The 12,930-nt window shown below is 45.6% G+C and carries 10 protein-coding genes; all 10 read right to left on the reverse strand.

From position 1 onward, the window contains the following. Positions 1-27: 27 nt before the first annotated feature. Complete coding sequence (locus R7P35_RS05215; protein ID WP_005382646.1) at positions 28-966, reverse strand: choline ABC transporter substrate-binding protein; 939 nt, start codon at positions 964-966, stop codon at positions 28-30. A 36-nt stretch (positions 967-1,002) separates the two neighbouring features. Continuing rightward, positions 1,003-2,718 carry a choline dehydrogenase gene (gene betA, locus R7P35_RS05220; protein WP_005382647.1) on the reverse strand — a complete coding sequence of 572 codons (1,716 nt, stop codon included), beginning with the start codon at positions 2,716-2,718 and terminating at the stop codon, positions 1,003-1,005. 180 nt (positions 2,719-2,898) lie between these two features. Beyond that, entirely contained in the window at positions 2,899-4,359 is a 1,461-nt protein-coding gene (betB, locus tag R7P35_RS05225) for a betaine-aldehyde dehydrogenase (protein WP_025767886.1), read from the reverse strand. Between the two features lie 18 nt (positions 4,360-4,377). Beyond that, positions 4,378-4,977 (reverse strand): transcriptional regulator BetI, encoded by a 600-nt coding sequence (gene betI / locus R7P35_RS05230; protein WP_031778820.1) that lies wholly within the window; start codon positions 4,975-4,977, stop codon positions 4,378-4,380. A gap of 605 nt (positions 4,978-5,582) precedes the next feature. Continuing rightward, positions 5,583-7,604: a tetratricopeptide repeat-containing diguanylate cyclase gene (locus R7P35_RS05235; RefSeq protein ID WP_372430189.1), complete on the reverse strand. Its 2,022-nt coding sequence runs from the start codon at positions 7,602-7,604 to the stop codon at positions 5,583-5,585. A gap of 462 nt (positions 7,605-8,066) precedes the next feature. Further along, complete coding sequence (locus R7P35_RS05240; protein ID WP_005373217.1) at positions 8,067-8,825, reverse strand: SDR family oxidoreductase; 759 nt, start codon at positions 8,823-8,825, stop codon at positions 8,067-8,069. Positions 8,826-8,834: 9 nt separating this feature from the next. Beyond that, on the reverse strand, positions 8,835-9,731 hold the full coding sequence (mmsB, locus tag R7P35_RS05245) for a 3-hydroxyisobutyrate dehydrogenase (protein WP_025767888.1): 897 nt from the start codon (positions 9,729-9,731) through the stop codon (positions 8,835-8,837). A gap of 19 nt (positions 9,732-9,750) precedes the next feature. Next, positions 9,751-10,881, reverse strand: a complete 1,131-nt coding sequence (locus R7P35_RS05250) for an enoyl-CoA hydratase/isomerase family protein (RefSeq protein ID WP_054577807.1) — start codon at positions 10,879-10,881, stop codon at positions 9,751-9,753. 10 nt (positions 10,882-10,891) lie between these two features. Further along, the gene (locus tag R7P35_RS05255; RefSeq protein WP_205461064.1) at positions 10,892-11,668 is read right to left on the reverse strand and encodes an enoyl-CoA hydratase; all 777 of its coding nucleotides are present in this window, start codon (positions 11,666-11,668) and stop codon (positions 10,892-10,894) included. 49 nt (positions 11,669-11,717) lie between these two features. Further along, positions 11,718-12,872, reverse strand: a complete 1,155-nt coding sequence (locus R7P35_RS05260) for an acyl-CoA dehydrogenase family protein (protein WP_005373226.1) — start codon at positions 12,870-12,872, stop codon at positions 11,718-11,720. Between the last annotated feature and the right edge of the window lie 58 nt (positions 12,873-12,930).

Raw genomic sequence — 12,930 nt, forward strand, 5'->3', positions numbered from 1 at the left:
TAAAAAAACGAGCTCAAATACTGCTTATTAAGCGTTTGTTTTTAAGTAGTTTGTAATAGCTGTTAGCGCATCTTGGCCATCTACCGTTTTCACGCCCTCTAGCCACGCTTCAATTTGCTCTTGGTTTGCATTCAACCATGCTTGCGCTGCTTTTGATGGCTTCTGTTTCTGGTTAAGAATCGCTTCCATCAGTTCATTTTCCATTTCTAGGTTAAACTCTAGATTTTTCACTAGCTGACCTACATTTGGACACTCAGCGAGGTAATTTTTACGTACGTTTGTGTAGACGTTCGCGCCGCCGTAGTTAGGACCGAAGAAGTCATCACCACCCGCTAGATATTCCATTTCAACGTTACTATTCATTGGGTGCGGCGCCCAACCTAGGTACACAATCCATTGATTGCGGCGTGCGGCACGTGATACTTGAGACACCATGCCAGCTTCACTGGACTCAACTAGGCTGAAATCTTTTAGGCCGAATGCGTTACTATCAATCATTGACTGAATTAAGCGGTTGCCATCGTTTCCAGGTTCAATGCCGTAAATGCGGTCTTTAAATTTGTCGGCATGTTTTACTAGGTCAGCGAAGTTGGTTACGCCTGCGTCATAAACGTATTTTGGAACCGCTAGCGTGTACTTTGCGCCAACGAGGTTCGCGCGTACGGTTTCAACAGTACCTGCATCACGGTATTTCGCGATATCACCTTCCATCGTTGGCATCCAGTTACCTAAGAAAATGTCGATATCGCCATTAGCCATAGAGGAGTAAGTTACAGGCACAGACAGAAGATCAGTCTTCGTTTTGTACCCCAACCCTTTAAGTAACTCTGATGTAACGGCAGTGGTCGCTGTGATGTCAGTCCAACCTACATCTGCGAAACGAACCGTTTCACATTGGTTGGCGTAAGCGCCTGTTGCTAAAGTACTTAGTGCAATTGTTGAGAAGATTTTTGTCATCTTAGACATGTTGAATTCCTTGTAATGATTACTGACTTTTTCATTTTATGAGATCGAATCGAGATCTCTTTTTGGCGGATGCATTCGTTGCATCTCTTGCCAGTCCGGTGCAATCCAAACTGGTACGTTGTTCGACGTTTCTAGGGCGTTATCCAAAATCATATCCGCGGCGCGTTCTGCCACCATAATCGTTGGCGCATTTAAATTACCGTTCGGAATGGTTGGGAAAATAGAAGAGTCCACCACACGCAAGCCTTGAATACCGCGTACTTGGCATCGCTCATTTAAGACGGCTAATGGGTCATTATCTGCGCCCATTTTGCAGGTACAAGATGGATGGTAAGCACTCTCGACGTTTTGCTTCACCCATTCATCAATCTGTTCATCCGTTGTGATGTTCAGACCGGGTTGGATCTCATCCCCACGAAACTCATCCATGGCTGGCTGATTGAGGATCTCGCGAGTAAGGCGAATACAATCACGCCAATCCTGCTTATCTTGTTCAGTGGAAATGTAGTTAAACTCAATCTTCGGCTTATCATTCGGATTCGCAGAGACAACTTCGACCGACCCGCGACTTTCTGGCTTGTTAGGTCCAACGTGCACTTGGAAACCATGACCATCAAAAGCAGCTTGCCCGTCATAACGCATTGCCGCTGGCAAGAAGTGATATTGAATATTTGGCCACTTTAGCCCTTCTCGAGAGCGGATAAATGCACACGATTCAAAGTGGTTAGTCGCACCAAGGCCTTTGCGAGTTAATATCCACTCAGTGCCAATCAAGCCCTTGCTCACCAAACCTAATTTGCTGTTGAGCGTGATAGGTTGTTTACAGTGATATTGGAAGTACACTTCTAAGTGATCTTGCAGGTTTTTACCTACCCCCTCCAACGAGTGTTTCACCTCAATGCCCGCTTTTTCTAATACTGCCTTAGGGCCAATGCCTGAAAGCTGCAACAGCTGAACGGAGCCAACCGAACCCGCACTCGAAATCACTTCATTATTCGCAAAACATTGCTGAATTGAACCTGACTTTTCAAATTCAACGCCTACCGCTTTCTTTCCTTCTGAACCAGTTTCTTCTAATAAAACTCGATGAACCGTCACCCTCTTCATTAGGGTGAAGTTTTTGCGTTTTTTAGCACGGCTTAAGTATGCATTAGAGGTCGAAGCGCGTACGCCTTTGTCGACCGTCATATGCATTGGGCCAAAGCCCTCTTGCTGATAGCCGTTGTAATCTTTTGTTTCTGGGTAGCCCGCTTCTTTGCCTGCATCAATAAAAGCTTGGTACAGCGGGTTGAGCTTCATATCGTTGCCGTTACATGTGCCGACTGGACCGTGATCGCCCCGATATTCATCAGCACCACCAATCCAAGACTCTGCTTTACGGAAATAAGGCAAACACGACTGATAGTTCCAGCCTTTCGCGCCTTCCTCTTCCCACTGGTCAAAGTCACAAGCGTGTCCGCGAACGTAAACCATGCCGTTGATGGATGAGCTACCACCCAGAACTTTTCCGCGAGGGCAATGAAGTTGACGGCCATCCAACCCTTGCTCTTCAACCGTCTCAAACTGCCACGCGTATTTTTCAGTGTTCATCGGGTAAGAAAGCGCTGTTGGCATTTGGATAAAAATACTTTTATCCGACCCACCCGCTTCGAGTAAAAGGACCGAATTTTGACCACTTTCACTTAAGCGATCCGCTAACACACAGCCGGCCGAACCCGCACCGACGATGATGTAATCGTAGTGTTGTTGCATTTTTATTCTCCTAGGAGTTAATACTAATCACCGTAGATAAGTGAACGAAATTAGCGTAGGAAAAATGCTTGAGAACAAGGCGGAAATTTTGATAAGTAGTTAACCTACAATCAAAATTGACAACGTAGTTATCGAGCATTTTAACAAGCTAAAGTGGTCAGTTATCTACTACGATTGGTATCATTTGTAAGGGCTTTCGAAGTCGCTTAGCTGAACAAGAACACTCTTCGTTTGTGTGTAGTGCTTAAGGGTTTCGACTCCGTTTTCACGGCCAACACCTGATTGCTTGTAGCCGCCAACTGGCATTTCCGCAGGTGAGTCACCCCATGTGTTCACCCAACAAATACCCGCTTGAATTTGATGGATCACACGGTGCGCACGAGATAGGTTTTGAGTAAATACACCTGCCGCTAAGCCATAATCGGTGCCATTTGCACGCGCAATCACTTCCGACTCATCGCGGAATTTCAGGACTGACATTACCGGGCCAAAGATTTCTTGTTGAACGTGGCTCATGTCATCATCGCAATCGACAAATACGGTTGGAGCAACAAAGTTACCATTAGCTAGACCATTGTCTGTTACTTTGTAGCCGCCAGTCAGTAACGTCGCGCCACTCGCTTTCGCGGCTTCAATCGCTCCTAAAACTTTCGATTCATGATCTTTAGAGATTAGCGCGCCAATCTGCGTGTTCTCATCAAGCGGATCGCCGACGACTAACAGCTCGGTTCGGGCTTTAAGTTGTGCGATAAAGTCATCATAAATACCTTCATGGACAAATACGCGTGTACCGTGCGTACAAACTTCACCTTGGGTGTAGAAGTTCGCCACCATGGCCGCAGAAACGGCATCGTTTAACTTCGCATCATCAAAAATAATCAGCGGAGACTTACCACCAAGCTCCATCGTTACTTGTTTTAGTGTCTTAGCGCTGTCACTCATGACGACTTTACCGGTGCCTGACTCACCCGTGAATGACACTTTTGCGATATCAGGATGCGCCGTTAGCATCTGTCCTACTCGGTAATCCCCTTGCACGACATTAAATACGCCATCTGGCATGCCCGCTTCTGAATAAATTTCGGCGAGCTTAAGCGCCGTTAATGGTGTTTCTTCTGATGGCTTGAAGATCATTGCGTTGCCCGCAGCCAGTGCTGGCGCCGATTTCCACATCGCAATTTGAATTGGATAATTCCAAGCACCAATACCGGCGCAAATGCCCAATGGCTCACGACGTGTATAGAAAAACTGATCGTCGCTGAGTGGCTGCTGTTCACCTTGTAGACTTGGAGCAAGTCCCGCATAGTACTCAAGAACATCGGCACCTGTTGTGACATCAACCGCGATAGCTTCTTGAATTGGCTTACCAGTATCTGCCACTTCCAATGCAGCCAACTCGTCATTACGCTCACGTAAAATGGCAACGGCTTTGTGTAAAATACGGCTGCGCTCAATCGCAGTCATCGCCGACCATGCAGCAAAACCTTTTTTTGCCGATTCAATCGCTGCTTGAAGATCGTCTTGGTTCGCTTGTTTAATATTGGCCAATGGCTCACCATTCGCCGGATTGTAAGTGGTGAAGTGTTCATCTGAACACCCGTCGTACATCGCACCATTGATATAGTGTGCTTTCATTTCCATTTTGAAGACCTGTAACTTTTATATTTTTTCAGAATAAAACGTAAGTTGTTTTTCGAGATAATCGTTGATGATGATTCTCGCTCTTTCTGCATCAATGCCGTGCGGGTTGAGCGTTCCGCGCAGCCAAATTCCATCAATAAGTGATGCAATACCATGAGCAACCAATTCAGCCTGCTCTGCATTTAATAATGCTTTGAGTTCTTTTCTTAGATGGGACAATAGACGTCGTTCGTTGACACGCTGCAAACGCTTGAGCTGCTCGTCATGCATTGAGTACGACCAAAACGCCAGCCAAGTCTTAGCAACTTGGTTTTCTGCCTGATAGCCGACAAAGTTACCATCAATGATGGCGTTAATTCTTTGGTGATGAGCATCACTTGGCAGCTCACGTAACTTCTGTGTGATAGTGGACGAAAGCTGACGCAAGATTTCGCGCATCGTTTCCTCCAGCAATCCGTGCTTACCACCGAAATAGTGGTTGATAATCCCCGTTGATACACCGGCTTCTTTGCTGATTAACGAAATACTCGCCGCGTGTAAACCGACTCTATCAATCACTGACATTGTCGCTTTCACAAGCTGCGGTTTTCTGATTTCAGGCATCCCCACCTTTGGCATTTTGCGTCCCTGTTATTTTTAATTGAACGGTTAGTTAAATATAAAATGCCTGAAAATTAATTCGAACTCAAATTATTTTTAAAGAAAAATGTTAGTAAAAAAGGATGAAAAGTTGAGGGTGTACGAAAAATTGCTCGGTAAGAACTTGTCGGGATAACTAGATTTCAGTTTAAGAACAAACAAATAAAGCAATTAAAATCAATCACTTAAATATCAATCCATTTTTAAAACGATGATGAACGAGTTGATTTTTGAACAACAAAAATCTGTGCCACAAAAAATTTATATCGACCACTAATCATTTCACCTGTACATGGTTTGTTTGTACAAAGAATAGACACACTAGTTTGTTATAGTTTTGTAGACACAAGTGGCATTCGCACTTTGAAGGTGAAGGAGGCAAAAAGAGAGGTTATATTGAACGCCATGAATATGCGATTCGATATCCTTAAGCCATTTTTAAGTAATATCGCCAAGTGACTTTAAGATTTTAGATTCAGCGTTTTATATTCGAAGCAAGGATCTCAAAGTCACTTGGCTATCAAAGTAAATGGGAGGGATAAGTTCAGATTCATCGTGCGATGAGCCTGAACTTTTGATTTCTGTTACGCTAGCGAGCGACCTTTCACGCAGTTGCGTCCGTTCGCTTTCGCTTGATAAAGCAATTTATCGGCCTGATCGCAAAGTGATTTAAAGCTCATCTCATTATCTTCAGTGGTAACGACTCCAAAACTACAGGTCACTCTCACTTCTTCTTTCTGTTCCGTAACAAAGCCATGTAGGGATAAAGCGCTACGTAAACGTTCGGCAGTAATAAGGGCGTTTTCATGGTCTGTATTGGGCATAACAACAACAAACTCTTCACCACCAAAGCGAGCAACAATGTCGTTCTCACGTACAGTTTCCTCCAACACTTTGGCAACGCCCGTTAGTACGGTATCTCCAAACACATGCCCATAGGTATCATTTACCTGCTTGAAATAATCCACATCGATTAACGCTAAAGTTACTGGCCCCGATTGTGGTTTATTTGGCACCATTTTCTGTTTATCGAGTTTGCTATCTACCCATTTATTTAAAGCTAGATAACCGTACTTAACTTGCTCGACTTGCTCAAAAACAAAGTGTTGTATTTTTTCTTGCTTAGATTGAGGTACCGGTTTCTCTTTTCGCTCACGCCTCACTTCTACTGGCTTAGTGAACCAGTCCTCTAAAAAACGGCGATTGAACAACCCTGTCAATGTGTCTGTCTTTGCGAGGCGACGCATTCTCAAACGCGAGCGATTGACGACGAGAAATACTACCGCCATCAAAAATAGAACACCGATGAGCGCAAGTAGCGCTTCACCCAATAAGTAAAAAGTACGACGGTTATTTTCTAGCTCCATACGCTGCAAAACATTGTTCCAGTTGAGATCTTCGTTCTCATATTCAAGTCGTTCCAACTCAAATAACGTCTGCTGGCGCTCAAGATTTTCAACTTCTCTTTGATTGCTAAATTGGATAAATTTATCGTGATAGTTACCGTAAGTTTCGAATGCTAGTTTAAAGTCATTGCTTCCCGCATAGGCCATAGCGGCGACTTTTAGTAGCTCCATTTGCTGTTGCTTGACGTATCGACTCTCTATAATCTCCGGCAGCATTGGCGCGATCATCGCTAAAAGTATTTCAAATTGCTGCTGCTCTAACATATATTCGGCTTGTAACAACTTAAATGTTGCCAAATACGCGCTAGACGTTTCTCTGTACTGTAAATTCTCCGCCAGCTTCAAGTGGTTAACCATCTTCTTTTCTTGTTTCGTCTCGCGATATAAAGCTGCAAGTTCAAGGTTAACTCGAAATCTAAAGCGTCCATCACCGATAATTTGAGCCAGCTTTAACGCTCGCTGATATGACGCTATCGCCTCTTCGTATTGGAACTGTGCTTTATGAAGTTTCGCTATCGTCAAAACGCTCAACAACTCATTGAACGACATACGCCTATCCCTAAAATAGCGATATGCTTGTTCCAAAAGCGCCTCAGATCGGTCGTAACCCTGAATTTTGACAAGTACGTCACCTAGCTCTAGTGCTGCACGTTCGACCAGCCCGTGAACACCTGAAGATTCAGCCGCATCCATGGACGACATAAGTGCAGCATAGGATTTTTTAAACTCACCTTGCTCATCGTAATAGCGTCCTTTTAGCAACAGGATTTCTGATTCAAGTTGCTTATCACCATTCTCACGCGATGTTTCCAACAAGCTATCCAACGCAGAAAGCGCGGTATCGATATCGCTCTTTCCAACCATAGTTCGCATCTGAATCAACTTAAACAGGAGATACTCATGGCTCTGTGGACGCACAAGCTCCAATCCTTTTTGAACGACACTCTGACTCTCTTCTACGCGCCCTAGCAGCTCTAAAACCGTGGCCTTGGCAAGCCAGTAACGCACCAACAGCGCTGTTGGTTGGTTTTGTAGTAAAGACTCTTCTTCTAACGCTTCAATCAAAGCTAAAGAACTCTGAGGTAATGCGTAAATTTGATTTTCGATGCCTTCTAACGACTGTAAAAACTTACCTTCCTGTTCCACCTTTTCTGTGGAGGCCTGAACAGAAAAACACAGACACCCCAATAATAGCGGCATCGTCCTAAGCGAATGAAATAGTGACATTATTGCTCTTCCCTAATGGGTAGTTACTTCAGTGTAATTGAGAATTCTGATTATTTATTATTAAGACAACTGAAGGTTATTCAGTCAGCCTCATATTCCCATGTATTTTGCGCTGAATAATAAATCACCATCTTTAGATGCCGAAATAGTTTTCGGTTACAATATGACCAATAAGAATGTTTTTTACACACCAAGAATGACGATCTCGTTAGTGAGACAAAAGATCGTCTTAGTTGTGAGTTGATACATTTACATGACAAGCAATATAGAACTAACCATTCACATTAGAAATAGAATCAATTTTTATACCGTTCGATGAGATAGCAGTCGACCATGCATCCAATACATTTTTCAGATAGAAGCAATAAAAGAAAGGAGAAAATGGAAGGAAGCGGACAATCAAACTCGCTCCCCTTTTTTATGTTGCAGAAGGGGTTACATTCGCATTCCGCCATCGACTTCGAACACTCTTCCGGTCACGAATTCGTTGGTTAACACGTATTTTATGGTCGATGAAATTTCATCCGCCAAACCTAAACGTCCAACCGGAATCATTCCGATTAAACGTTCCATCGCTTCAGGTTTTATTTGGTCTGTCATGGCAGTTTTGATGACACCCGGAGCAATCGCCACTGAGCGAATTCCGAAACGCCCTAACTCTTTCGCCCACACCGTTGCCATGGTGGCTACCGCCGCTTTAGATGCTGAATAGTTGGTTTGACCAATATTCCCGGCACGCGCAACGCTGGATATGTTGATCAGAACCCCTTTGCTATCGGTGTTCAGCATTACCTTGCTCGCTTCACGGCCACACAGGAAAGTGCCTGTTACATTCACATCTAGAACAGACTGAAATTGTTCCAGCGACATCGTGTTAACCTGACCATCTTTGACTTTAATGAACATACCATCACGCATAATACCTGCGTTATTGATAACGCCATTGAGCTGCTTGAAATCTGCCTCAATTTGCTCAAAAGCAGTGCACACCTGCTGTTCGTCAGTCACGTTCGTCACATAAAAACGAGCGGTAACGCCGAGAGATTCACATTCCGCTTTCGTTTCAGCCAGTTGATCTGAATTGAGGTCGATAAGCGCAAGATGAACGCCATTTTCCGCCAGTGACAGTGCCATTTGTTTACCCAGCCCCTGCCCTGCCCCCGTGATCGCAATGACCTTATTTGCTAACTCCATAAGCGCTCCTTAGGCCTGATTTTGCTTTTGGTAGAACTCAAACAAGCTCGAAAAATCTTTTTGCCCGTTGCCCTGACCGTTGTGAAAATTAAACAGATTACGAGCCAAGCTGCCCATTGGCGTTGATGTTTGACTGGCAACCGCCGCTTCCATCGCAAGACCCAGATCTTTAGCCATTAACTGGCTCATAAAGCCGCCTTGATAACCATTGCTTGCAGGCGTATTTTCCATCACACCTGGGCAAGGGTTATAAAGCTCTAGCGCCCAGTTACGCCCTGAACTTTGCAACATGATGTCGGAAAGCACTTTGGGATCGAGTCCGTTTTCCATCCCTAAATTGAGTGCTTCACAGGTGCCGCTCATCAAAATGCCCAACATCATGTTATTGCAGATCTTCGCCACCTGACCAGCTCCAGCATCACCAGCATGGAAGATGTTTTTACCCATGTGGCTAAGCACCGCTTTGGCTTGAACAAAGTTCTCTTGTGAGCCGCCAACAATGAAAGTTAACGTACCTGCTGCTGCGCCCGCAACGCCACCAGATACTGGCGCATCAACAAAACTGATACCAAGTTGCGATGCTTTTTCGCCAACCAAACGAGCAGTCGTAGGATCGATGGTGGATGAATCAATCAGCAAGGTGCCTGATTCGACGCTATCTAAGATGCCATCTTGACCAAGATAAACGCTTTGAACGTGTTGGCTCGCTGGCAGCATAGTGACAACCACCTCCACACCTTGTACTGCCTGCTGAACGGAATCGGCACTTGAAGCGCCCAATGCGGTCAACTCCTCAACTGCGCTTGGGTTCAAATCAAATACTTCGACATTCAAGCCCGCTTTGAGTAGATTCTTAGCCATAGGCGCACCCATGTTACCAAGGCCAATAAATGCAATTTTGTCCATATCGTATTTCTTCCTTGTACTAAAGTGCCGCTATAGCTACCGACGATGCGGTCAGTGGGTATTCTGCTGAGTCAATTGGCGAGAAGAAGCGCTCCAAAACTTGTGGCGTTACGTCAGAAACCGTGCGATGTTGCCAAGTCGGTTGATTGGTTTTATCAATAATCAGCGCACGAACCCCTTCTCTAAAATCACCTTCTAAGCCACAACGTAGTGTTAGGTTAAATTCCATATCAAAACACGCTTTCAAAGAGAGGTTTTGATACTGCGTTAACTGCTGATAAGTGATACTGAGCGACAACGGACTGCCATAGTTCAGTGACTTCTGCGCATTGACGAACCACTTGTTATCAACGTTAGCACGGCTGATTGCATCAACAATTGACGCTAAGTCACCCGAACATAACTGCTCAATCAATTCCGCATAGGGCATCAACATCCCTTCGGTTGGCTCGTCCACGTGTACCGAACGCAGCGTAGTGGCGATTTTTTCGTTGATGTTCGCTTCACCTTTCCAACTTACCGATGCAAGCAGATCCAGCAGCACTTGCTTGTTTTCTGGCTGTGCAATCCATTGGCTTAACCCCAACGCTTTCATATCTGTTGCGTTAATTTGGCAAGCAGTCAAACTTAAGAACAGTGCCAAATGTTTTGGCAACTGGTTCAGGAAGTACGTCGCGCCTACATCTGGGTAAAGGCCAATTTTAATCTCTGGCATTGCAAAGCGTGTGGTGGTTTCTGCTACGCGATGGCTGGCACCCATAAACAGGCCAACTCCCCCGCCCATCAAATAACCATGTCCCCACGCGATGATCGGTTTTGGATAAGTATGAATAAGATGGTCACAGCGATATTCGAGGTCAAAGAAGGTTTCCATCGCTGAAAACGCAGAATCAAAGTCTTGCTCTTTGTTTTCAAGTGCACGGTAGATCGCTTGAATATCGCCACCAGCACAAAACGCTTTTTCACCTTGAGCATGCAAGAATACCGCGACGACGCTGTCGTCCGTTTGCCATTCACTAAGCTGTTTGTACAACTTCTCAATCATCACGTAACTCAACGCGTTGAGAGCAGCTGGATTATCCAGCTCCAGCACACCAATAACAGAGCCATCAGCGCACTCAAGTTTTGAAACATTTACTGTACCTGTCATTTGGCCTCCGCTAGCTGTTTGTCCATTGTGGCTTGCGCTTTTGCAAAAACGCATTCACACCCTCAGTCTGATCTTGTGTATTGAACAGCTGTAAAAACAGTTCACGCTCCAAAACCAATCCAGCTGCATGAGTTTGGCTGCGTCGACCTTGAATTAGCGTTTTGCACGCAGACACAGATTTCGGTGATTGACCTGCAACACGCTGTGCTAGCTCCATAGCCGCTTCGAGTGCTTGACCTTTCGCCACCACCTCTTCGACTAACCCAATTTTTTCCGCTCGCTCGGCCGTCACACGCTCGCCACACAGGATCATACGCTTCGCCCAACCTTCACCTACCAACGCGGTCAGGTTTTGCGTCCCACCCGCACACGGCAACAAACCTACCGATGCTTCAGGAAGTGCCATTTGTACTTGTTCTTCTGCGATACGAATGTCACACGCCATCGCCACTTCCAGACCGCCGCCCATCGTGTAACCATTAATCGCTGCGATAGAAACCCCATCGAATGCAGAAAGCGCTTCAAACGCTTCACCAAATGCGAACGCCATGTTTGCTGCTTGTGATTTATCACCCGATGCAAAGTTATTAAGATCTGCTCCAGCAGAAAAGAATTTCTCGCCTTCGCCTGTTAAAACCAACGCATAAATAGAGCGATCATTACTAAGTTCAATTGCCAACTCTTTTAGCTGATTCAAAGACTCAAGCGTCCAAGTGTTCGCTGGCGGATTACTAATCGTGAGCTTGGCAATATGCGCTTCGCGCTCTAATTTGATTTGTGCCGTCATAATCTTTCAGTCCTTTTTAATTTCTTTAGGTAAGGCTGTGTCTCGCTGACTAAAGCAGCTCAACGCCTTCCGTTAGTAATCGTCTTGCGACGATCAGACGCATGATTTCGTTGGTACCTTCAAGAATTTGGTGAACACGAACGTCTCGGAAATGGCGCTCGACTGGATATTCTTTGATGTAGCCATAGCCACCGTGAATTTGCAGCGCCTGATCGCAGACTTTAAAGCCCACATCAGTAGCAAAGCGTTTTGCCATGGCACAGTACGCACTTTTTTCTGCGTGCTGGGCATCGAGTTTAGCGGCAGCGAGTCGCACCATTTGACGCGCAGCGACCAGCTCAGTCGCCATATCAGCAAGCTTGAACTGCAACGCTTGAAATTGCGCCAGTGAACGGCCGAACTGTTTGCGTTCGTTCATATATTGCTTGGCTTCGTTCAGTGCTTGTTGCGCAGTACCGACGGAACAAGTAGCGATATTGATTCGACCACCATCAAGGCCAAGCATGGCGAACTTAAAGCCTTCTCCCTCTTCACCCAACAGATAGTCAGCCGGAATGCGGACATTTTCGAAGGTAATCATGCGAGTTGGCTGGCAGTTCCAACCCATTTTGGCTTCTTTTTTACCGTAGCTAATGCCTTCGCAATCAGCAGGAACAACGAATGCAGAAACGCCACCCGCTCCTTCACCACACGAACGCGCCATCACGACGAGAACATCTGTATCACCCGCACCCGAGATAAACACTTTTGCGCCATTGAGGACAAACTCATCGCCATCACGCACTGCGCTAGTCGTTAGAGAAGCGGCGTCAGAGCCGGCATTAGGTTCGGTTAAACAGTAGGAAGCGAGCTTTTCACCCGAAATTAGATCCGCGCTAAATTGCTGCGCCACTTCTGCTTTGGCAAAGCTGGTGATCATCCACGTCGCCATGTTGTGAATGGTCATAAACGCAGTAGTCGCGGTACAACCCATAGCCAACTGCTCGAAAATGATCGCCGCATCCAAACGAGATAACCCTAAGCCACCATGCTCTGGCGGCGTATAGATGCTCAGAAAGCCCAGCTCACCCGCCTGACGCAGTACATCTTTAGGGAAGTGATGGTTTTCATCCCACTCGGCCGCATGAGGCGCTAACATTTGGTCTGCAAACTGCTTTGCTACTTCGGCAAACGCGAGTTGATCTTCGTTTAATTCAAAATCCATCTTGAAGTCCTAAGGTCTAATTCGTTGCATTTGTATCCGAGCCAAGCCCACCTAAACG

This window comes from Vibrio sp. Vb0304 (genome assembly GCF_033338995.1).
Taxonomy (GTDB): domain Bacteria; phylum Pseudomonadota; class Gammaproteobacteria; order Enterobacterales; family Vibrionaceae; genus Vibrio; species Vibrio alginolyticus.